At 63.4% G+C, this 20,605-nt stretch carries 19 protein-coding genes; 6 read left to right on the forward strand and 13 right to left on the reverse strand.

Features of this window, described 5'->3' with window-relative positions:
• Nucleotides 1-68: 68 nt before the first annotated feature.
• The 9 genes from ACIPIJ_RS16525 to tcyJ form a co-directional block, all read right to left on the reverse strand.
• Nucleotides 69-713 carry a methionine ABC transporter permease gene (locus tag ACIPIJ_RS16525; RefSeq protein ID WP_401078403.1) on the reverse strand — a complete coding sequence of 215 codons (645 nt, stop codon included), beginning with the start codon at nucleotides 711-713 and terminating at the stop codon, nucleotides 69-71.
• A complete protein-coding gene (locus tag ACIPIJ_RS16530) occupies nucleotides 703-1,812 on the reverse strand; it encodes a methionine ABC transporter ATP-binding protein (protein WP_401078406.1) in 1,110 nt (369 codons plus the stop codon). Before ACIPIJ_RS16530 ends, ACIPIJ_RS16525 begins: the two co-directional genes overlap by 11 nt.
• Before the next feature lies 1 nt (nucleotide 1,813).
• Nucleotides 1,814-2,614, reverse strand: coding sequence for a MetQ/NlpA family ABC transporter substrate-binding protein (locus tag ACIPIJ_RS16535; protein WP_401078409.1), 801 nt, complete (start codon nucleotides 2,612-2,614; stop codon nucleotides 1,814-1,816).
• Nucleotides 2,607-3,998 (reverse strand): LLM class flavin-dependent oxidoreductase, encoded by a 1,392-nt coding sequence (locus tag ACIPIJ_RS16540; protein ID WP_401078412.1) that lies wholly within the window; start codon nucleotides 3,996-3,998, stop codon nucleotides 2,607-2,609. The genes ACIPIJ_RS16535 and ACIPIJ_RS16540 overlap by 8 nt, the downstream gene beginning before the upstream one ends.
• Entirely contained in the window at nucleotides 3,998-5,179 is a 1,182-nt protein-coding gene (locus tag ACIPIJ_RS16545) for an SfnB family sulfur acquisition oxidoreductase (protein ID WP_401078414.1), read from the reverse strand. Before ACIPIJ_RS16545 ends, ACIPIJ_RS16540 begins: the two co-directional genes overlap by 1 nt.
• Nucleotides 5,180-5,248: 69 nt before the next feature.
• Nucleotides 5,249-6,490: an SfnB family sulfur acquisition oxidoreductase gene (locus ACIPIJ_RS16550; RefSeq protein WP_401078416.1), complete on the reverse strand. Its 1,242-nt coding sequence runs from the start codon at nucleotides 6,488-6,490 to the stop codon at nucleotides 5,249-5,251.
• A 242-nt stretch (nucleotides 6,491-6,732) separates the two neighbouring features.
• Entirely contained in the window at nucleotides 6,733-7,491 is a 759-nt protein-coding gene (tcyN, locus tag ACIPIJ_RS16555) for an L-cystine ABC transporter ATP-binding protein TcyN (RefSeq protein ID WP_401078419.1), read from the reverse strand.
• 2 nt (nucleotides 7,492-7,493) lie between these two features.
• On the reverse strand, nucleotides 7,494-8,162 hold the full coding sequence (gene tcyL / locus ACIPIJ_RS16560) for a cystine ABC transporter permease (protein WP_387523566.1): 669 nt from the start codon (nucleotides 8,160-8,162) through the stop codon (nucleotides 7,494-7,496).
• On the reverse strand, nucleotides 8,159-8,953 hold the full coding sequence (tcyJ, locus tag ACIPIJ_RS16565) for a cystine ABC transporter substrate-binding protein (protein WP_401078422.1): 795 nt from the start codon (nucleotides 8,951-8,953) through the stop codon (nucleotides 8,159-8,161). The genes tcyL and tcyJ overlap by 4 nt, the downstream gene beginning before the upstream one ends.
• A gap of 269 nt (nucleotides 8,954-9,222) precedes the next feature.
• Here tcyJ and epsC point away from each other — a divergent pair, with 269 nt between their 5' ends.
• Together epsC and betT are read left to right on the forward strand one after the other, a co-directional pair.
• Complete coding sequence (gene epsC, locus ACIPIJ_RS16570) at nucleotides 9,223-10,155, forward strand: serine O-acetyltransferase EpsC (RefSeq protein ID WP_401078425.1); 933 nt, start codon at nucleotides 9,223-9,225, stop codon at nucleotides 10,153-10,155.
• Between the two features lie 287 nt (nucleotides 10,156-10,442).
• Entirely contained in the window at nucleotides 10,443-12,404 is a 1,962-nt protein-coding gene (gene betT / locus ACIPIJ_RS16575; protein ID WP_401078968.1) for a choline transporter BetT, read from the forward strand.
• Nucleotides 12,405-12,502: 98 nt separating this feature from the next.
• On the opposite strand, the gene tauD is transcribed toward betT, so the two are convergent.
• Genes tauD through tauA form a run of 4 tightly spaced genes read right to left on the reverse strand, consistent with a single transcriptional unit; the run spans nucleotide 12,503 to nucleotide 15,994 of the window.
• Entirely contained in the window at nucleotides 12,503-13,336 is an 834-nt protein-coding gene (gene tauD, locus ACIPIJ_RS16580) for a taurine dioxygenase (RefSeq protein WP_401078427.1), read from the reverse strand.
• A gap of 48 nt (nucleotides 13,337-13,384) precedes the next feature.
• A complete protein-coding gene (gene tauC / locus ACIPIJ_RS16585) occupies nucleotides 13,385-14,224 on the reverse strand; it encodes a taurine ABC transporter permease TauC (RefSeq protein ID WP_401078429.1) in 840 nt (279 codons plus the stop codon).
• Nucleotides 14,221-15,009: a taurine ABC transporter ATP-binding subunit gene (tauB, locus tag ACIPIJ_RS16590; RefSeq protein WP_387523578.1), complete on the reverse strand. Its 789-nt coding sequence runs from the start codon at nucleotides 15,007-15,009 to the stop codon at nucleotides 14,221-14,223. Before tauB ends, tauC begins: the two co-directional genes overlap by 4 nt.
• A gap of 13 nt (nucleotides 15,010-15,022) precedes the next feature.
• Nucleotides 15,023-15,994 (reverse strand): taurine ABC transporter substrate-binding protein, encoded by a 972-nt coding sequence (gene tauA, locus ACIPIJ_RS16595; RefSeq protein WP_401078432.1) that lies wholly within the window; start codon nucleotides 15,992-15,994, stop codon nucleotides 15,023-15,025.
• A gap of 498 nt (nucleotides 15,995-16,492) precedes the next feature.
• On the opposite strand from tauA, the gene ACIPIJ_RS16600 reads away from it, so the two are divergent.
• The 4 genes from ACIPIJ_RS16600 to ACIPIJ_RS16615 all read left to right on the forward strand — a co-directional run bounded on the left by ACIPIJ_RS16600 (nucleotide 16,493) and on the right by ACIPIJ_RS16615 (nucleotide 20,568).
• A complete protein-coding gene (locus tag ACIPIJ_RS16600) occupies nucleotides 16,493-17,836 on the forward strand; it encodes an OprD family outer membrane porin (RefSeq protein ID WP_401078435.1) in 1,344 nt (447 codons plus the stop codon).
• Nucleotides 17,837-18,001: 165 nt separating this feature from the next.
• Entirely contained in the window at nucleotides 18,002-18,640 is a 639-nt protein-coding gene (locus ACIPIJ_RS16605) for a peroxiredoxin (RefSeq protein ID WP_019096904.1), read from the forward strand.
• A gap of 275 nt (nucleotides 18,641-18,915) precedes the next feature.
• Nucleotides 18,916-19,509 carry an NADPH-dependent FMN reductase gene (gene ssuE, locus ACIPIJ_RS16610; protein WP_401078438.1) on the forward strand — a complete coding sequence of 198 codons (594 nt, stop codon included), beginning with the start codon at nucleotides 18,916-18,918 and terminating at the stop codon, nucleotides 19,507-19,509.
• Between the two features lie 93 nt (nucleotides 19,510-19,602).
• The gene (locus ACIPIJ_RS16615; protein ID WP_401078441.1) at nucleotides 19,603-20,568 is read left to right on the forward strand and encodes a sulfonate ABC transporter substrate-binding protein; all 966 of its coding nucleotides are present in this window, start codon (nucleotides 19,603-19,605) and stop codon (nucleotides 20,566-20,568) included.
• Nucleotides 20,569-20,605: the final 37 nt, after the last annotated feature.

A 20,605-nucleotide genomic window follows, 5' to 3' on the forward strand; every position in this document is an offset into this window, starting at 1 on the left:
ACACAGGTACGTCACTCGACCTGATGGCAGTGATGAGCCCTGTGTGAGCGGGTTCAACCGCGAAGCATTCAGCGCTTGTTCAAGCCCTTCGCCAAGCGATCCCCTCCCACCTGGATCACCGCCACCAAGGCCACCAGCATGGCAATCACGGTCAGCATGATCTGGCTGTCGAAGCGCTGGTACCCATACCGGTAGGCAATGTCCCCAAGCCCACCGGCACCGATCGCCCCAGCCATGGCCGAGGAGTTGATCAGGGTCACCAGGGTAATGGTGAAACCACCGACGATCCCCGGCAGCGCTTCAGGCAGCAGCACATGCCAGACGATGTGCCAGCGCCGGCAGCCCATGGCCTGTGCGGCTTCCACCAGGCCGTGGTCGACCTCGCGCAGGCTCACCTCGGCAATGCGGGCAAAAAACGGCGTGGCGGCGATGGTCAGCGGTACCACGGCAGCCCATACGCCATAGGTGGTGCCGACCACCAGGCGGGTGAAGGGGATCAGCGCGACCATCAGGATCAGGAACGGGATCGAACGGAACAGGTTGACGAAGGCGCCGAGCACCCGGTTCAACACGGGCGCCTCGAAGATGCCGCCCTTGTCGCTGGTCACCAGCAGCACCGCCATCGGCACGCCCACCAGCAGGGCGATCAGCGACGACACGCCGACCATGAGCAGGGTGTCGAGCAAACCTTCGAGCAAGCGATCAAACCACATGGCCCAGTACCTCCACGTCTTCGGCCCAGCGGCGGGCGCGTTCCAGCAGTTGATGGGTGTCGTGCGGTGAACCCTGTACCGACAGGATCAACTGCCCAAGGGCATGTTCGCCGATGGTTTCCACACCGCCCTGCAGCAGGCGCACGCGCCCGCCGAGGTCGGTGAACAGGTCAGACAGCGCCGGTTCGCCGAGCACCGTCAGCTTCAGCACCACCGCGCTGTCACGGCCCGCCGGGCTGGCCCGCAGGCTTGCCTGCAAGGCCGCGGGCAGCTTGGCCTGCAACGGCGCCAGCAGGGTGCGGGTGACCTCATGCCGTGGCGAACCGAACACCCGCCAGACTTCGCCCTGTTCGACCACTTCGCCGCGCTCCAGCACCACCACCCGGTGGCAGATGTCGCGGATCACCGCCATCTCGTGGGTGATCAGCACCACCGTCAGGCCCAGGCGCTGGTTGATGTCGCGCAGCAGTTCGAGGATCGACGCGGTGGTTTCCGGGTCCAGCGCCGAGGTGGCTTCGTCGCACAAAAGAATTTCAGGGGCATGCACCAACGCTCGGGCGATGCCGACGCGCTGCTTTTGCCCGCCTGACAGTTGCGCCGGATAGACGTGGTGTTTTTCCTGCAGGCCAACCAGCTCCAGCAGCTCGCGAACTTTGCGCTGGCGTTCGGCCTTGGGCACGCCGGCCACCTTCAGCGGCAGTTCGACGTTCTGCCACACGGTCTTGGCCGACATCAAGTTGAAGTGCTGGAAGATCATGCCGATGCGCCGGCGTAGCGCCACCAGGCGGTCTTCATCGAACGGCGCGATGTCCACCTGGTCGATCAGCACCCGGCCCTGGCTGGGCTGTTCCAGGCGGTTGATGGTGCGCAGCAGCGACGACTTGCCTGCGCCGCTGCGGCCGATAATGCCGAAGATCTCGCCGCGGCGGATGTTCAGGTCGATGCCTTGCAGTGCCGGCTGCTCCTGGCCCGGGTAGGTCTTGCCGAGGCCGACGAAGCGCACATGGGCTTCATTGACCTCCGGGCGCAAGGCCTGCTCCCGAGCCGGTGGCGGCGCGGTTTGAGCGGTGGGCGCCTTGAAGGCGCTGGCCTGGCTCATGTCAGCCTTCCCAACCGGCTTGGTAGAGGCTGCCATGGGCCTTGTTCAGCGCTTCGCGCACAGCGGGCGAATGCTGGTAGATGTCGACGAACTTGGCCAGGCGCGGGTCGTCCTTGCTCTGCGGGCGGATGACGAACTGGATCACGTACTCCTTGTTTTCCAGGCCATCGAACAGCAGCGCCGAGGTGGCGTCGAAGGTCTTGGCCAGGCGGATATAGGCCGGGTAGCCCTGCACCAGGTCGGCATCGTCATAGGCGCGCACCAGCTGCACGGCCTCGACTTGCAGGATCTTCAACTGTTTCGGGTTGGCGACAATGTCGTCCTCGGTGGCCTTGTAGCCGACGCCCGGCTTGAGCGTGATCAGGCCGGCCTTGGCCAGCAGTTGCAGGCCACGGCCACTGTTGATCGGGTCGTTGGCGATGGCCACGCTGGCGCCTTTGGGCAGTTCGGCGAAGCTTTTGTACTTTTTGGAATAGAGGCCGACGTTGTTGATGATGCCGGGGGCGAAGGGCACCAGGTTGAAGCCGGCGGCGGCCTTGGCGTTCTCCAGGAAGGGGATGTGCTGGAAGTAGTTCACATCGATGTCGCCGCTGTTGAGGCTGACGTTGGGTGCGATCCAGTCGCTGAACTCGATCAGCTTCACTTCCAGGCCTTGCTTGTGAGCCTCTTCCACGGCGGCTTCCAGCGGGATGGCGAAGGCGGCGGTGGTGCCGATCTTCAGCGGTTCGGCAGCGAACGCGGCGCTGGTCAGGCCGAAGGTGAGCGCGATGGCCGCGACGGGCCGGAACAGTTTCTCAAGCATGGTGTGGCACTCCAGTCGTGGCAGGGGTCGAGGTGTGGCGGTAGGCAGAGCCGGGGTGCTCGGCCGGCAGGTGCGGTTGGTCACTGTTGAACAGCTTCTCGCGCAGCGTGCCTTCGGCGTAGGCGGTCTTGTAGCGGCCACGCTGTTGCAGTTGCGGGACCACCAGGTCGATGAAGTCTTCAAAGCTTTCCGGGGTGACGGTGCGGGTCAGGTTGAAGCCGTCCAGGCCGGTTTCGTCGATCCAGGCGATCAGCTGGTCGGCGACCTGCTCGGGCGCGCCGACCAGGGTCACGTAGCGCCCGCCCAAGGCGTGTTGCTCCAGCAGGCGGCGGCGGGTCCAGGCGTTTTCCTGCAGCTGGCGGGTGGCCGACTGGATGGCGTTGCCCGTGCTGGCGCCGATGGGCTCGTCCAGCTCAAAGGCGGCAAAGTCGATGCCGGTGGAGGCGGCGAAGTGCGCCACGCCAGCCTCCGGGCTGGCATGGCGCAGGTATTCGGCGTACTTGGCCTGGGCCTGCTGCTCGGTGGGCGCGACGATCACCGTGATGCCCATGAACACCTTCACCGCCTGGGGATCGCGGCCGGCCGCCTGGGCGGCCGCGCGTACCTTGTCGACCTGCGTGCGAGTGGCGGCTTTGTCCTGGCCGCTGATGAACACACATTCGGCATGGTTGCCGGCGAAGGCCAGGCCGCGTGGCGAGCTGCCGGCCTGGAACAGTACCGGGGTGCGCTGCGGCGAGGGCTCGCACAGGTGATAGCCCTCGACCTTGTAGAACTCGCCGTGGTGATGAACCTTGCGCACTTTATCGGGCTCGGCGTACACCCGGCGTTTGCGGTCTTCAACCACCGCATCGTCGGCCCAGCTGCCTTCAAGCAACTTGTACAACACCTGCAGGTACTCATCGGCCTGGTCGTAGCGGCGGTCGTGCTCCGGCTGCTGCTCCAGGCCCATGGCGCGGGCGGCGCTGTCGAGGTAGCCGGTGACGATGTTCCAGCCGACCCGGCCGTTGCTCAGGTGGTCGAGCGTGGACAGGCGCCGGGCGAACAGGTACGGCGCCTCGTAGGTAAGGTTGGCGGTAAGGCCGAAACCCAGGTTGCGGGTGACGGCGGCCATGGCCGAGACCAGCAGCAGCGGGTCGTTGACCGGCAGCTGGATCGACTCTTTCAACGTCACGTCCAGCGACTGGCCATAGATGTCGTAGGTGCCGACGATGTCGGCGATGAACAGGCCGTCGAACAGCCCGCGCTCCAGCAGTTGCGCCAGGTCGGTCCAGTAGGCGAGGGATTTGTACTGCGTCGAGGTGTCCCGTGGATGTGTCCACAGGCCGTGGTTGATATGCCCGATGCAGTTCATGTTGAAGGCATTGAGCAGGATCTGCTTGGCCATCAGATGGTCCCCCGGCGCGGTGGGTTCTCGGCGTTGAGGTAGTAGTTGCCGATGGCGTGGTACTTCCAGCGTACCGGGTCGTGCAGGGTGTGCACTCGGGCGTTGCGCCAGTGGCGGTCGAGATTGTGCTCGGCCAGGGTGGCCTGGCTGCCGGCCAGCTCGAACAGCGTGGTGCCGGCGGCGAGGGCAATCTCGGTGCTGATGGCCCGGGCTTCGGCGACGGCGATGGAGGCGGCGGCGACGCTATCGGCGTTGCTGTCGGCCTGGGCGCGGTCGAGGTACTCACCTGCGCGTTCGAGCAGCGCTTCGGCGGCGTGCAGGCGGATCGCCAGGTGGCCGAAGCTTTTCAGGGTCAGCGGGTCTTCGCTGGCCTTGTCCAGGCCGGAGTCGACCCACGGGCGGCTGCGCGTGCGCACGAAGTGCAAGGCATCTTCATAGGCCGCGCGGGCGATGCCGGTGTCGATGGCAGCGTGGAGGATCTGCGCCAGAGGGCCGACCGGGGTGGGGCGCTCGAAGGCCGACTGGAACGGCACCACGTCTTCGCTGCGCACGAACACGTTGTCGAACACCACCGAGCCGCTGCCGGTGGTGCGCTGGCCGAACCCGCTCCAGTCGTCGATCACCTGCAGGCCTTGGCTGTCGGCCGGGACGAAGGCCAGTTGCTGCACGCCGTCTTCATCGACCACCGAGGTCGGGATGCGCTGGGCGTACAGCGCACCCGTGGCGTAGAACTTGCGGCCGTTGATGCGGTAGCCGGCGCCGTCACGGTTCAGGCGGGTGGTGCGATCGTGGGCGGTCTTGGTTCCCAGTTCGGCCAGAGCATTGCCGAAGCGTTGGCCGGCCAGAACTTCGGCGTAAAAACGTTGCTGTTGCTCGGGGCTGCCGTTTACCCGCAGCACCTCCAGGGCATAGAAGTGGTTTTGCGGGATTTGCCCGAGGGAGGCGTCGGCCTGGGCGATGCGGGCGATGACCTTGGCCAGGGTGACGTTGGACACACCGGCGCCGCCGAAGGCCTTGGGCACGCTGATGGCCCACAGGCCTGCGCGGGTGAACAGTTCCAGCTCGGCGTCTGGCAGGCGGCGTTCGCGGTCGCGCAGGGCGCTGTCGCGGCGCAGTTGCTGGGCAATTTCTTCGGCGACGGCCAAGGCTTGGGTATCGCTGGTGATAACAGATGTTGTCATGGTGTTCTCCGGGCCCCTAGGGTCCGCTTGCCGGCGATTAGGCTGCAAAGCAGCCCCAGAGGCTAAAAATCAGATCCAGGAATGCCGCGCAGGCAGGGTGCCGTTCAGGTGGTATGCGCCGACCGCGTGGTACTTCCAGCGCACCGGGTCATGCAGCGTGTGCACCCGGGCGTTGCGCCAGTGGCGGTCGAGGTTGAACTCGGCAAGCGTGGCGCGGCTGCCGGCCAGCTCGAACAGCTTCTCGCTGGCCTGCAGCGAAACCTCGGTGGTCAGCACCTTGGCCTCGGCCACCGCAATCGAAGCCCGCGCGGCGGCGGCGGCATCGATCGGCGCGGCATTGACCTCGTCGAGCACCCGTGCAGCCTTGCGCAGCAGCGCTTCAGCGGCATGCAGCTCGAGCTTCAGGCGGCCGATGTCGGCAATCACGTAAGGGTCATCGCTGGCACGCTCGACGTTGGCCTCGATCCACGGTCGCGACTTTTCGCGCACGAAACGGATGGCGTCTTCGATGGCCGCCTCGGCGATACCGGCATCGATGGCCGCCTGGATCAACTGCGAGCCGGCGCCCTGGATATTCGGCGTGTCGCGCTGGCGCCAGTTGTCGATCACCAGGTCCGCATCGACCGGCACCTGGTCGAGCAGCACGGTGCCGCTGGCGGTGGTGCGCTGGCCAAAACCCGACCAGTCATCGACGATGCGCAGCCCAGGCGAACCGCGGCGCACGAACGCCAGGCGCTGGCGGCCTTCGTCGTCCAGCGCCTTGACCGCGACCCAGTGGGCGAACAGCGCACCGGTGGAGTAGAACTTCTCGCCGCTGATGCGATAGCTGTCGCCCTCGCGGGTGATCCTGGCCTTCAGCGTCAGCGTGTCCTTGGTGCCGCGCTCGGGGCCGGCATTGCCGATGCGCCAGCCGTCGAGCACGCTACGGAAGATCAGCGCCTGTTGCGCTTCGGTGGCGGTCAGGCGCAGCAGTTGCAGCATGCCGAACTGGTTCTGCGGGATTTGCCCCAGGGCCGGGTCGGCGGCGCTGATCAGGCGGAACACTTCGGCGATGGTTTCAAACGAGACGTCAGGGCCGCCATGGGCCTTGGGCACGCTGATGCTGCCCAGGCCACTGCGGGTGAATTGTTCGATTTCTGCCCAGGGCAGCTTGCGTTGCTGGTCGCGGCGGGCGGCCTGCTCGCGGGCACTGTCGGCAAGTTCGCGGGCCGCTTGCAGGGCTTCGGCATCGTTGCGCAGTACCTTGGCCGGCAGCAGCAGGGGCGAACTGTCGAGGTCGCTGTGGAATGGGGTATTTGGCTGGGTGGTCATCAGAACCGAACCTCACAAAGTGGATGCGTCGCTTCAGCTGATGGCGACAAACGTTTGCTGGTCCGGTGGTCCGGTTCATATACCCTAAAGGCTTATTAAAAGATTATGAACTAACCTTTTGGAATATATATAGAAGTGGGATTGGTGCTGGATGTGCGGGCCCAATCGCCGGCAAGCCGGCTCCTACAGCGTTTCTGTGGGAGCCGGCTTGCCGGCGATAGGGCCAGTGAATCCAATAGAGATTATTCGGACGCCGCAGTCCCGAGGAACTTGCGCAAGAACTGCCGGGTCCGCTCTTCCTTGGGGCTGGCAAACAGCGTCTTGGCATCACCTTGCTCCACGATCACCCCCTTGTCGAAGAAGATCACCCGGTTCGCCACATCACGCGCAAAGCTCATCTCGTGGGTGACGATGATCATGGTGCGCTTCTCCTCGGCCAGGCCGCGGATGGTCGCCAGCACTTCGCCAACCAGCTCCGGGTCGAGTGCCGAGGTGGGTTCGTCGAACAGGATCACCTCGGGCTCCATGGCCAGTGCCCGGGCGATGGCCACGCGTTGCTGCTGGCCGCCGGAGAGGCGCCGGGGGTAGGCGTCTTCCTTGCCCGCCAGGCCGACCTTGGCCAGCAGCTTGCGGCCCAGTTCGATCGCCTGGGCGCGGGGCGTCTTCTTGACGATCACCGGCCCTTCGATGACGTTGTCCAGCGCGGTGCGGTGGGGGAACAGGTTGAAGCTCTGGAACACGAACCCGGCCTGCTGGCGCAAACGGCGAATAGCACTCTGCTGGCTGCCGAGGGGCCGGTTGGCATCAATGCTGATATCGCCGATCTGAATACGCCCGGCATCGGGCGTTTCCAGCAGGTTGAGGCAGCGCAGGAAGGTGGTCTTGCCCGAGCCGCTAGGCCCGATAATGGCCACCACTTCGCCGGGTTGCACGGTCAGGTCGATGCCGTTGAGCACGGTCTGGCCCTTGAACTGCTTGGTCAGGCCTTCTACTACGATCATCTTCAGTGCTCCTGGTCATGCTGGTTGACCCGCGCTTCCATGCGGTTCTGGAAGTGCGCGAGGATGCTGCAGAGCACCCAGTAGACCACCGCAACGGCCAGGTACATGGTGAACACTTCAAAGGTGCGCGCGGTAATCAGCTGCGCCTGGCGGAACAGCTCGGGCACCTGGATGGTCGCCGCCAGAGCGGTGTCTTTGACCAACGAGATGAAGCTGTTGCCCAGCGGCGGCAGCGCGGTGCGCAAGGCCTGCGGCAAGATCGCCCGGCGCATCGCCTGGGTGCGTGTCATGCCGATGCTGGCGGCAGCTTCCCACTGGCCACGGTCGATCGAGGAGATCGCCGCACGCAGGATTTCGCAGATGTACGCCGCCATGTTCAGCGACAGGCCGATCAGCGAGGCCGGGATCGGGTCGAGCTCGATACCGATCTGCGGCATGCCGAAGTAGATCACGAACAGCTGCACCAGCAGCGGCGTGCCGCGGAAGAACGACACATAGATACGTGCCAGCCAGTTCAGCGGCAGGATCTTCGACAGCCGCATCAATGCCAGGGCAAAGCCCAGCACCAGGCCGAAGAACATGCCGCCGACACTCAGCAGCACTGTGTAACCCGCGCCCTTGAGCAGGAAGGGCGCGGAATCGACAACGAGTTGCAGGCTTTCAGCGATCATTTAGTGACATCGGCACCGAAGTATTTCTCGGACAGCTTGGCCAGCGAGCCATCGGCCTTGAGCTTGTCGATGGCCTTGTTGATGGCGGCCAGCAGCTCAGGTTCGCCCTTGCGCAGGGCCACGCCGCTTTCCAGGCGCGAGAAGGCGTCGCCGGCAAGCGCGGTGTCCTTGGCTTTTTGCGCGTACTCCAGCGCGGCCAGGCGGTCGATCAGGATCGCGTCGATGCGGCCGTTGCGCAGGTCGGCGAATTTGCTCGGGTCGTCTTCATAGGTGCGTACTTCGGCTTTCGGAACGTCCTGCTTCACCCACTGCTCGTAGTTGGTGCCCAGGCCCACGCCAACCTTCTTGCCGGCCAGGTCTTGCGCAGTCTTGATATTCAGTTGCTCGGCTTTCTTCTTCAGGATCAGCGCCTGGATGCCGGAAACGGTGTAGGGCTCGGAGAAGTCGTACTTCTTCTTGCGCTCCTCGGAAATGGTCACCTGGTTGACCACCACGTCCAGACGTTTGGACTCCAGTGCGGCCAGGATGCCGTCCCATTTGGTCGGCTGGATCTTGGCTTTGACCCCCAGCTCCTTGGCCAGCAGTTCCGAAAGCTCCACTTCGAAGCCGGCCAGCTTGCCGTTTTCGTCCTGGAAGCTGAACGGTGGGTAGGTGCCTTCGAGGCCGACGTTGATCACGCCTTTTTCCTGGATGGTCTTCAGTTGCTCGCCGGCGAATGCCTGGCTGAACAGGCCGGTGCCCAGCAGGATGGCCAGGCTGGCGTTGAGTAGCGGTTTGGCGAATTTCGACATGTCAGGCCCCGCGCTTGTTGTGGAAGTGGTGGGTGGCGACTATAGAGTTGGCTTGATAGGCCAGGAAATAATAAAAACTTATTTTCTTATGCATATTTTGCTTTTTGTCATGCACAGGCTGCATTGAGGGTAGGCCAGGAAGCTTTCGCCGTCATCGCGGCTTATGCCCGACTTAGCGCAGGATGGAATAAAGCGTTGTTTTTTCCAAGGGGTGGATTTGCCGTACAGTGGATTGCAAATTATTTGATTGGCCCTGGCAGGAGATCATCGTGAGCGAACAACCCTCATCCGCGCATTGGCAATTACACAGTATCGTCAGCGGCCTGCGCGGCGCCCGTGAACAATGGCGCAGCCGCAATGGCCGGAGCATTGGCGAGCAGGGCGGGCGCGAGTTGCCTTCGCGCGAGGCCATGCGGCACATCCTTGAGCAATTGTGCGGTGCGTTGTTCCCAATGCGCCTGGGCCCGGTCGACCTGCGCGAGGAGAGCGAAGACTTTTATGTGGGCCACACCCTGGATGCCGCGCTGACCGCACTGCTCGCCCAGGCGCGCCTGGAACTGCGCTATGCCGCACGCCAGAGCAAGGCCGACCTGGCCGCCGTCGACGCCCAGGCGCTGCGCCTGATCCAGGACTTTGCAGCCGCGTTGCCAGGCCTGCGGGTGCTGCTCGATACCGACGTGCTGGCCGCCTACCACGGTGACCCGGCGGCACGCAGCGTGGATGAGGTGCTGTTGTGCTACCCGGGCATCCTGGCGATCATCCACCACCGCCTGGCCCACCACCTGTACCAAGCCGGCTTGCCATTGCTGGCGCGTATCAGTTCGGAGCTGGCGCATTCGGCCACCGGCATCGACATCCACCCGGGGGCGCACATTGGCCAGAGTTTCTTCATCGACCACGGGACCGGTGTGGTGATTGGCGAAACCGCGATCATCGGCGAGCGCGTGCGTATCTACCAGGCTGTGACGCTGGGGGCCAAGCGCTTCCCGAGCGACGAGTCGGGCACGTTGCACAAAGGCCTGGCGCGGCACCCGATCGTCGAGGACGACGTGGTGATCTACGCCGGCGCGACCATTTTGGGGCGGATCACCATCGGCAAGGGCTCGACCATTGGCGGCAATGTCTGGCTGACCCGCAGCGTGCCGGCCGAGAGCAATATCACCCAGGCCAATCTACAGTTGGATTGCCAGGACAAGAACTGAGCTGAGAGTTTTGTGGTGTTTTCCTACCCTGTCGTGGGCAAGCCCTCTGCCACAAGGGCTGCGGGGTTTCTGTAGCCCGCGACAGGGGCCTGCCGATCAGCACCCCGGTTCGCATTGAAATTCGATCCATGTTTAACTTGAACGCTTGTTCAACGAAAAAACGCTGGTCCGCTGCCGGTGTTCAACAGGAGGATTCCTTTGCTGAACCCGTTCAATCCGAGCCTCACGTCATTCGACGAGGTGCATGCCCCATGAGTGCACCAACCCCTGCCAACAGCACGATCCGCATGAACCCCCCGGTGTTCTATTTTGCGGCAAGCTTCATCCTCATCTTCGGCCTGGTGGTCATCGCCCAACCGCAAGCAGCGGGCGAATGGTTGCTGGCAGCGCAGAACTGGGCGGCCAACACGGTCGGCTGGTACTACATGCTGGCCATGACCCTGTACCTGGTCTTCGTGGTGGTCACCGCCTTGTCCGGCTACGGCAAGATCAAGCTCGGTGCCGACCACGACGAACCCGAGTTCAGCTACCTGTCGTGGGCGGGCATGCTGTTTGCCGCCGGTATCAGCATCACGCTGTTCTTCTTCTGCGTTTCCGAACCCCTGACCCATATGCTGCAGCCCCCGCAGGGCGAGGCAGGCACGGCCGAGGCCGGGCGCCAGGCAATGCAGATCCTGTTCCTGCACTGGGGCTTGCATGGCTGGGGCGTGTTCGCCTTCGTCGGCATGGCGCTGGCGTATTTCGCCTACCGCCACAACCTGCCGCTGGCCCTGCGTTCGGCGCTGTACCCGCTGATCGGCAAGCGCATCAATGGGCCTATCGGCTATGCGGTGGATGGCTTCGGCATCATCGCCACGGTGTTCGGCCTGGGCGCCGACATGGGCTTCGGTGTGCTGCACCTGAATGCCGGCCTGGACTACCTGTTCGGCATCAGCCATAGCCAGTGGGTGCAGGTCATCCTCATTGCCCTGATGATGGGCGCGGCAGTGGCGGTGGCGGTCGCCGGGGTGGAAAAAGGCGTGCGGGTGATGAGCGACATCAACCTGTTCCTGGCCTGTGCGCTGCTGCTGTTCGTGCTGTTCGCCGGGCCAACCCAGCACCTGTTCAACACCTTGATCCAGAACCTGGGCGACTACTTGGGTTCCTTGCCGCGCAAGAGTTTCGACGTGTACGCCTATGGCGAAAACCGCGATTGGCTGGGTGGCTGGACGGTGTTCTACTGGGCCTGGTGGATTGCCTGGGCGCCGTTCGTGGGCCTGTTCATCGCCCGTATCTCACGTGGCCGTACCATCCGCGAATTCGTCTTCGGCGTGCTGCTCATCCCGCTGGGCTTCACCCTGGCGTGGATGTCGATTTTCGGCAACAGCGCGCTGGACCAGGTGATCAACCACGGCATGACTGCCCTTGGCCAGTCGGCCTTGGACGACCCGTCGATGAGCCTGTACCTGCTGCTGGAAACCTACCCGTGGAGCAAGACGGTAATCGCGGTGACGGTGTTCATCAGTTTCGTGTTCTTCGTCACGTCGGCCGACTCGGGCACGGTGGTGCTGTCGACCTTATCCGCCAAGGATGGCGGCGCTGACGAAGACGGCCCGAATTGGCTGCGCATCTTCTGGGGCGCGATGACTGCGCTGATTACCAGTGCGTTGCTGTTCGCCGGCAGCATCGATTCGCTCAAGTCGGCGGTGGTGCTGACGTCGCTGCCGTTCTCGCTGATCCTGCTGTGCATGATGTGGGGGCTGCACAAGGCGTTCTACCTGGAATCGCAGCGGCAGATCGCGCAGATGCATTCGTTGGCACCGTTCGCGCAATCGCGGCGTGGCCGCGGTGGCTGGCGCCAGCGCCTGAGCCAGGCCGTGCACTTCCCGTCACGCGATGAGGTGTACCGCTTCATGGACGATGTGGTGCGCCCGGCGATTGCCGACGTACGCGAAGTGTTCGAGCAAAAGGGCCTGGTGCTGGTCACCCAGGACGACCCGAGCCATGACAACGTCAGCCTGAAGGTCGGCCATGGCGAAGAGCAGCCGTTCATTTACCAGGTGCAGATGCGCGGCTACTTCACACCGTCGTTCGCGCTGGGTGGCTTGGGGACGCAGGAGTTGAAGAACCGCCGCTACTACCGGGCGGAAGTGCACCTGAGCGAGGGCAGCCAGAATTACGACCTGGTGGGCTACAGCAAGGAGCAGATCATCAACGACATCCTCGACCAGTACGAGCGGCATATGCAGTTCTTGCATCTGGTCCGCTAGCGCGTCGTTGGGTTCTTCGCGGGCAAGCCCGCTCCCACAGGTAGTGCGCAATGCTTGTGGGAGCGGGCTTGCCCGCGAAGAGGCCGGAACAGGGAACCTCAGAACGGCGCATCCCCCAGGATGGTCGCGCGGTGCATCACCCGCCGGTTCGGCCGGTAATCATCCACCGCAAAATGCTGGGTCACGCGGTTGTCCCAGAACGCCACGTCATTCTCCTGCCACCGCCAGCGAATGCTGAACTCCGGCCGCGTCGCATGGGCGAACAGCAGCTTGAGCAGTGCTTCGCTTTCCAGCTCGCTCAGCTCGTTGATCCGCGTGGTGAACCCCTCGTTGACGAACAGTGCCTTGCGCCCGCTCACCGGGTGGGTGCGCACTACCGGGTGCGACAGCGGCGGGTTGTTGCGCCGAGTGGCTTCCCAGCGCGCCAGGTCTTCTGGCGTGGTGCCGAAGCGCTCCAGCGGGAACGACTTGGTGAAATCGTGGGTGGCGGTCAGGCCGTCCAGCAGCTCGCGCAGCGGCGCCGACAGGGCTTCAAAGGCGGCAATACCGCTGGCCCACAACGTGTCGCCGCCGTAGGCCGGCAACTGCTTGGCACTGAGTACCGCGCCCAGTGCCGGGGTCGGCAGGAAGGTCACGTCGGTGTGCCACACGGCGTTGTCGCGCACGTCGGTGACCGCCGTGTCGAGGACCAGCACCTGCGGGGTGTCCGGCACGTTGGGGTAGATCGGGTGGATGTGCAGGTCGCCGAAGCGCGCGGCAAAGCGCGCTTGCTGCTCAGGCGTGATCGGCTGGTCACGGAAGAACAGCACCTGGTGTTCGAGCAGCGCCTGCTCGATGGCGTCGCGCTGCTCGGCAGTGATTTCGCGGCTGATGTCCACGCCGCTGATCTGTGCGCCGAGGGCGGGGCTGAGTGGGGTCACGGTCAGGCTCATGTCTTTTCTCGTTCTAGGCGCCGGGCTGCCGGCGTGGTCAGTCGGCAATCAGTGGCTTTGCCCGTGCCAGGGCACCAGCTTGCGTTGCAGGGCGCGCAGGCCCATTTCCAGGGCGAAAGCGATCAGCGCGATCAGCAGGATGCCCAGCACCACCACGTCGGTAACCAGGAACTGCGCTGCCGACTGCACCATGAAGCCCAGGCCGCTGGTGGCAGCGATCAGCTCGGCGGCCACCAGGGTCGACCAGCCGACCCCCAGCCCAATGCGGATGCCGGTGAGAATGTCGGGCAGGGCGCTGGGCAGGATCACGTGGCGGATCAGCTGCAGCCGGGTAGCACCCAGCGACTGCGCAGCGCGCAGCTTGGTCGGGTCGACGGTGCGCACGCCGGTGGCGGTGGCGATGGCGATCGGGGCGAAGATCGCGAGAAAGATCAGCAGCACCTTGGACAGCTCGCCGATGCCGCACCAGATGACGATCAGCGGCAGGTACGCCAGTGGCGGGATCGGCCGGTAGAACTCGATCAGCGGGTCGAGGATGCCGCGCGCTACCCGGTTGTAACCGATGGCGATACCGACCGGGATGGCGGTCAGGGTCGCGGCGACCAGCGCCAGGCCGATGCGGCCCAGGCTCGCACCCAGGTGCTGCCACAGGCTGGCGTCCATGTAGCCCTGGGTGAGCAGGGTCCAGGCCCGGGCCAGGATGTCGCCAGGTGAGGGCAGGAACAGGGGCTCGATCCAGCCGGCAGCCGTCACCAGCCACCAGACCAGCAGCAGGCTGGCCAGGGTCAAGGTGCTGATCCAGCGGGTGGACAGCTGACGGCGTGGTTTTTCCACGGCCCGGTTTTGGGCGGTTTGCTTGCCGGCGACCGGCAGGTCCAGGCTGCTCATGCGCGCTCCTGCAGGCTTTGACGTTGAGAGAACACCCGCGCCAGCACATGCTCGCGGGTTTCGATGAAGCGTGGGTCGGACTTGATTGCCCGGGCCGATTCTCCCGCGGCATAGCGCTGGCCGAAGTCCAGTTGCAGGCGCTCGACCACGCGGCCTGGGTTGGGTGCCAGCAGCACCAGCTCGCTGGCAAGGAACACGGCTTCCTCGATGTCGTGGGTGATCAGGAACACCGGCTTGGCGGTGCGCTGCCAGACCTGCAGCAACAGCTCTTGCATCTGCTCGCGGGTGAACGCGTCCAGGGCGCCGAACGGCTCGTCCATCAGCAGTACCCGTGGGTCGGCTGCCAGCGCTCGGGCCAGGCCCACGCGCTGCTTCTGGCCACCCGACAGTTGCCAGATACGCCGCTCGCCAAAACCCTCCAGGTCGACCAGCGCCAGCATCTCGCGGGCCTTGGCTTCACGCTGCGCGCGCGGCACGCCGGCCAGTTCGAGGCCGAAGGCGACATTGCCCAGCACGTTCTGCCAGGGCAACAGGGCATCGTCCTGGAATACCACGCCGCGCTCGGCACCAGGGCCTTGCACCGGCACGCCGTCGAGGGTGATGCGCCCGCCGCTGGGGGCGACGAAGCCGGCGATCAGGTTGAGCAGTGACGTCTTGCCGCTGCCCGATGGCCCGAGGGCCACCAGCAGCTGGCGTGGCCCCAGGCTCAGGTTGATGTCGGCCAGCACCGGGGTGCTGGCGCCGGGGTACTGTGCGCTGATGCGCTCCAGTTCAAGCAAGGCCATGACGGGCTCCGGATCAGTTGGGGAGGAACTTGTCGCTGACGTACGGCGAGTAGTCCGGCAGGACGGCTTCGACCTTGCCTTGCTGCTTGAGGAAGTTGGCGGTGTCAGTCAGTGCCTGGGTGGTCGGGGCGCCCAGGGCGCTGGCCTGGTCGGCGGCCAGTGGATAGACGTTGCCCTCCAGCAGCACCGGGATGTCGCTGGCCTTGGCACCCGACAGCTTGACCAGTTTGTCGACGTTGCCCTTGTCGGCCAGCCAGGCTTTCGGGTCCTTGCGGTAGTCGGCGTAGGCGTCGAGGGTGACCTTGGCAAAAGCCTTGACCACGTCCGGGTGCTTGTCGGCGAAGTCCTTGCGCACGATCCAGGCGTCGAAGGTCGGTGCACCTTTCTTGGCCAGCTCGCCGGAGGTGATCAGCACCTTGCCGTTCTCTTTGGCCACGCCCAGGGCCGGGTCCCAGACGTAGGTGGCGTCGATGTCACCGCGCTTCCAGGCGGCGATGATCGCCGGTGGCGCGAGGTTGAGGATCTGTACCTTCGAGGGGTCGATGTTCCAGCTCTTCAGCGCGGCGAGCAGGCTGTAGTGGCCGGTGGAAACGAACGGCACGGCGACTTTCTTGCCGATCAGGTCTTGTGGGCTCTTGATGCTGTCGCGGGCCACCAGCGCCTCACCGGCGCCGATCTGGGTGGCGATCAGGAAGGTTTCGACCGGCAGCTTGCGGGTGGCGGCAGCGGCCAGTGGGCTGGAACCGAGGTAACCGATCTGCACGTCGCCGCTGGCCACGGCGGTGATCACGTCGGCGCCGTTATCGAACTTGCGCCAGTCGATGCTGGCCTTGCTGGCTTTTTCGTAGTCACCATCGACCTGGGCCACCTTGGCCGGGTCGACGGTGGTCTGGTAAGCGACGGTCAGGTCGGCGGCCTGGGCGAACCAGCTGGTGCCAGCGAGGGTCAGGGCAGCGAACAGGCGCAGCGGAGCGTGCGGGATCATGGTTGAACCTCTCGTCAGGCAATCGATGTGATGGATGGCGAGAAGACTAGATGATCTAAGAAATCAAAAATAAATAACTTTTTAGACTTAGCTTAGGAGCCAAATGCTTTAAGGCTGGCCAAGTCGAGAGCGCTCGATGGCGGAAGCCGAGAAGCCTGCTAACCTTTTTTCGCTTTACAGAACGCCCAGGAATAAGGTTATGAGCAAACGTTTGCAAATAACCTAAAGCTATCAAAGAGGTAGGCCGATACAGCTTTTGGCAGTAATGGTTCCGACCATATTCCGTAATAATCTTACAAATTCATAAAACGGTCATTTTGGATTTATAGGATTGTCATTATCCTGTAGCGCAGGTGGCCTTAGACCAAAGTCGTGAAACGTTCGGTAACGATTGACTTACTGGTCACGCTTTGGGACTAAATCGCCAATCCACGGTGAGCGGGGCAAAAGATCCCACCGCCAGAGATACACAAAAATTAGAACGTAGAGGAGCAAAACATGTACAAGTCCAGCCTGGCTCTGGCCGTGGCACTGGGGGTTCTCGCCCAACAAGCAGGCGCTGCCGGTTTCGTGGAAGACAGCAAGCTGTCGCTCAGCTCGCGCACCATGTACTTCAACAACGACACCCGTGAAGGTGGTGTGAACGACAACCGTGAATCGGGTCAGGGCTTCAAGCTCGACTACATCTCCGGCTTCACCCAAGGTACTGTCGGTTTCGGCGTTGACGCCCAGGCGCTGTGGGGTATCCACCTCGATGGCGGAAAAGGCAAGCACCCTGATAACAGCAGCTTCTTCCCAAGCGCTCACGACGGCTCGGCTGAGAGCCAATGGGCTCGCTTTGGTGCCAACGCCAAAGCACGCTTCTCGAAGACTGAAGTCCACTACGGTAGCGCCCTGGCGCCCAACCTGCCGATTCTGGTCTCCAACGATGGTCGTCTGCTGCCGCAGACCTTCGAGGGTGGCACCATCCAGTCGAAGGAAATCGACAACCTGACCATCAACGCCGGTCAGCTGACCCACGCCATGGGTCGTGCCTCTAGCAACCGTACTGGTCTGTCGGTCGCTGGCGCCACTGCTGAGAGCAACAAGTTCCGTTACGGCGGCCTGGACTACAAGCTCACTCCAGACCTGACTCTGCAGTACTACTACTCAAACCTGGAAGACTTCTACAAGCAGCACTTCCTGGGTGCGACCCACGTCTTCAAGATTGCTGACAACCAATCGTTCAAGACCGACCTGCGCTACTTCGACAGCAGCAGCGACGGCAAGAACGGTAATGACAGCACCTACAACTTCAGCAACAACAATGGCTACGCCAAGAACACCGGCGAGATCGACAACAAGACCTGGTCGGCAATGTTCACTTATACCTTGGGCGGTCACTCGTTCCTGGTGGGTCGCCAGCAGGTAGGTGATGACGGTGGCTTCGTTTGGCTGGGCCAGGGTAGTCTGGTCAATGACAACGGTAGCTCGGAAGGGGCCGGCGGCTCCAGCTTCTACCTGTTCACCGACAGCATGATCAACCAGTTCGCTCGCGCGGGTGAGAACACCAACTTCGGTCAGTATTCCTACGACTTCGCCGGCCTGGGTGTTCCAGGTCTGAAGGCCTCGGTTTCCTACCTGCGTGGTGACGACATTCGCTACCGCTCTGGTCACGGCACCTATAACGAGTGGGAGCGTGATGCCCGTATCGACTACACCATTCAGGAAGGCACGCTCAAAGGCCTGGGCTTCAGCCTGCGTCAAGGTGTCTACCGTGGTAGCGGTGGTTCGACCAACGAGTTCACCAAAGACCAGGATCAGGCTCGCTTCATCGTGAACTACACTTACAACTTCCTGTAAGCCGTAGCCCCACAGAAAGCCTCGCCTAGTGTGAGGCTTTTTTGTGCCTGCGATTTGACATGCCAAATGGTTATAAATAAATCATTATTTATTCTTTTTGTTTCGCATCAGATGCAGGCACATTGAACTCCACAAGGCCAGAACACAGCACAGGAGCCGCACCCCATGAGCCTCAAACTCGGCGACATCGCCCCCGATTTCGAACAGGATTCCAGCGAAGGCAAAATCCGCTTCCACGAATGGCTCGGCAACAGCTGGGGTGTGCTGTTTTCCCACCCGGCGGACTTCACCCCGGTGTGCACCACCGAACTGGGCCTGACCGCCAAGCTCAAGGACGATTTCGCCAAGCGCGGCGTCAAGGCCATCGCCCTGTCGGTGGACCCGGTCGACTCGCATCACCGTTGGATCGATGACATCAACGAGACCCAGAACACCGTGGTCAACTTCCCGATCATCGCCGATGCCGACCGCAAGGTGTCCGACCTGTACGACCTGATTCACCCGAACGCCAGCGACACCCTGACCGTGCGCTCGCTGTTCGTCATCGACCCGAACAAGAAGGTGCGCCTGACCATCACCTACCCGGCCAGTACCGGGCGCAACTTCAACGAAATCCTGCGGGTGATCGACTCGCTGCAGCTGACCGACAATCACAAGGTCGCCACGCCAGGTAACTGGCAGGACGGTGACGAGGTGGTGATCGTGCCTTCGCTCAAGGACGAGGAAGAAATCAAGCAGCGTTTCCCGAAAGGTTACCGCGCGGTCAAACCCTATCTGCGGCTGACCCCGCAACCCAATCGCTGAAGAATTCTCGTTGCATTGCTCTTAGCCATAGCAGGGATATTCGGGCCGTTTCGACGGCCCTTTTTTATGCCTGCCGCATTGCGTGGCCTTCTTCGCGGGCAAGCCGGCGCCCACAGATTTGGCACACGGCGCGGTCGGTATGGGAGCGGGCTTGCCCGGGATAAGGCCTTGGAAGGCTAAAGATAAAAATGGAATAAACAAATGAAAAAATATGATTTCTAGATATATGAACAGACTGGTAATGTCACCCCAACAGAACACAAGGAAGCGCTCCAATGCTGGTCGTCTCAATCGGTGGTAGCCCCAGTAACCGTTCACGCTCCGGCGTGCTGCTCGAGCGCTCGCGCCAGTGGCTGCAGGACCGTGGCGTCGAGGTGGTGACCTTCCAGGTACGAGACTTTCCGGCCGAGGACCTGCTCCATGCGCGCTTCGACAGCCCGCAGGTGCAGCATTTCCAGCAACTGGTGGCCCAGGCCGATGGCCTGATCGTTTCCACCCCGGTGTACAAGGCATCGTTCGCCGGTGCCCTCAAGACGTTGCTCGACCTGCTGCCCGAACGCGCCCTGGCTCACAAGATCGTGCTGCCCATCGCCACCGGCGGCAGCATCGCCCACATGCTGGCGGTGGATTACGCGTTAAAACCGGTGCTGTCGGCACTCAAGGCGCAAGAGACCCTGCAAGGGATCTTCGCCGACGACAGCCAGATCGCCTACGGAGAAGGCGCCAGGCCGGCACAGTTGGTACCCGCTCTGGAAGAGCGCCTGCAGGACTCGCTGGAAACCTTCCACGTTGCCCTGGCCCGTCGGCCGCGCCCCGTGGCCCCCGGCGTACTCAACGAACGCCTGATCAGTGCTCGCTGGAGCATCTGACCCGGTACACGGCTTTATCGCGTCATCCACCTTACTCGCCCGTCAACGAGGCAAGCAGGTGCAACCCGAACCTCATTCGCACAGGAGAGCGCCATGCGCACAGTCTTCTTGCGTCGCGGTCTGGTCGCCCTGTTTGCGGCGGCTGTGTCCTTCGGCGCCATTACCCAAGCCCAGGCCGAGAGCCTGCGGATCGGTTACCAGAAATACGGCACCCTGGTGCTGCTCAAGGCCAAGGGGACGCTGGAGAAGCGCCTGGCCGATCAGGGCATTCAGGTGCAGTGGACCGAGTTTCCCGGTGGCCCGCAACTGCTCGAAGGCTTGAACGTCGGCTCCATCGACTTTGGCGTTACCGGCGAAACCCCGCCCGTGTTTGCCCAGGCTGCCGGTGCCGACCTGCTTTACGTGGCCTATGAGCCGCCAGCGCCGCACAGCGAAGCGATCCTCGTGCCGAAGGGCTCGACGATCCAGTCGGTGAAGGAGCTCAAAGGCAAGAAAGTCGCCCTCAACAAAGGCTCGAACGTTCACTACCTGCTGGTCCGCGCCCTGGAAGACGCTGGCCTGAAGTACAGCGACATCCAGCCGGTGTACCTGCCGCCTGCCGATGCCCGCGCCGCCTTCGAGCGTGGCAGCGTCGATGCCTGGGTGATCTGGGACCCGTACCAGGCAGCCGCCGAGCAGCAGCTGCAGGCACGCACCCTGCGTGATGGCAAGGACCTGGTCGACAACCACCAGTTCTACCTGGCCACCCGCAACTACGCGACCCAGCACCCGGCGGTGATCACAGCCCTGATCGACGAAGTGCGCGCCGTGGGCGAGTGGTCCCAGGCCAACCCGCAGGAAGTCACCGACCAGGTCGCGCCGCTGCTTGGGCTGCCTGCCGATATCACCCTCACCTCGGTCAAGCGCCAAGGCTACGGTGCCGCGCCGCTGACCCCTGAGGTGGTGGCTGCACAACAGAAAATCGCCGACACCTTCCAGGCGCTCAAGCTGATACCCAAGCCGCTGAGCATCAAGGACGTGATCTGGACACCCCCGGCCAAGGTCGCTAGCGCGCCTTGATTGATTCGCCAGTGCCGGGGCGCCGCCCTGGCCCTCG

The organism is Pseudomonas sp. NPDC087185 (genome assembly GCF_044744955.1).
GTDB lineage: Bacteria > Pseudomonadota > Gammaproteobacteria > Pseudomonadales > Pseudomonadaceae > Aquipseudomonas.

Coding starts and splice junctions, on each gene's coding strand:
- betT (WP_401078968.1), top strand. CDS start 10,443: ATGAACCCCCCGGTGTTCTATTTTGCGGCAAGCTTCATCCTCATCTTC.
- ACIPIJ_RS16605 (WP_019096904.1), top strand. CDS start 18,002: ATGAGCCTCAAACTCGGCGACATCGCCCCCGATTTCGAACAGGATTCC.
- ACIPIJ_RS16615 (WP_401078441.1), top strand. CDS start 19,603: ATGCGCACAGTCTTCTTGCGTCGCGGTCTGGTCGCCCTGTTTGCGGCG.
- tauD (WP_401078427.1), bottom strand. CDS start 13,336: ATGAGCCTGACCGTGACCCCACTCAGCCCCGCCCTCGGCGCACAGATC.
- ACIPIJ_RS16525 (WP_401078403.1), bottom strand. CDS start 713: ATGTGGTTTGATCGCTTGCTCGAAGGTTTGCTCGACACCCTGCTCATG.
- tauA (WP_401078432.1), bottom strand. CDS start 15,994: ATGATCCCGCACGCTCCGCTGCGCCTGTTCGCTGCCCTGACCCTCGCT.
- tcyL (WP_387523566.1), bottom strand. CDS start 8,162: ATGATCGCTGAAAGCCTGCAACTCGTTGTCGATTCCGCGCCCTTCCTG.
- ACIPIJ_RS16530 (WP_401078406.1), bottom strand. CDS start 1,812: ATGAGCCAGGCCAGCGCCTTCAAGGCGCCCACCGCTCAAACCGCGCCG.
- tauB (WP_387523578.1), bottom strand. CDS start 15,009: ATGGCCTTGCTTGAACTGGAGCGCATCAGCGCACAGTACCCCGGCGCC.
- ACIPIJ_RS16540 (WP_401078412.1), bottom strand. CDS start 3,998: ATGGCCAAGCAGATCCTGCTCAATGCCTTCAACATGAACTGCATCGGG.
- tcyJ (WP_401078422.1), bottom strand. CDS start 8,953: ATGTCGAAATTCGCCAAACCGCTACTCAACGCCAGCCTGGCCATCCTG.
- ACIPIJ_RS16550 (WP_401078416.1), bottom strand. CDS start 6,490: ATGACCACCCAGCCAAATACCCCATTCCACAGCGACCTCGACAGTTCG.
- ACIPIJ_RS16600 (WP_401078435.1), top strand. CDS start 16,493: ATGTACAAGTCCAGCCTGGCTCTGGCCGTGGCACTGGGGGTTCTCGCC.
- ACIPIJ_RS16535 (WP_401078409.1), bottom strand. CDS start 2,614: ATGCTTGAGAAACTGTTCCGGCCCGTCGCGGCCATCGCGCTCACCTTC.
- tcyN (WP_401078419.1), bottom strand. CDS start 7,491: ATGATCGTAGTAGAAGGCCTGACCAAGCAGTTCAAGGGCCAGACCGTG.
- tauC (WP_401078429.1), bottom strand. CDS start 14,224: ATGAGCAGCCTGGACCTGCCGGTCGCCGGCAAGCAAACCGCCCAAAAC.
- ssuE (WP_401078438.1), top strand. CDS start 18,916: ATGCTGGTCGTCTCAATCGGTGGTAGCCCCAGTAACCGTTCACGCTCC.
- ACIPIJ_RS16545 (WP_401078414.1), bottom strand. CDS start 5,179: ATGACAACATCTGTTATCACCAGCGATACCCAAGCCTTGGCCGTCGCC.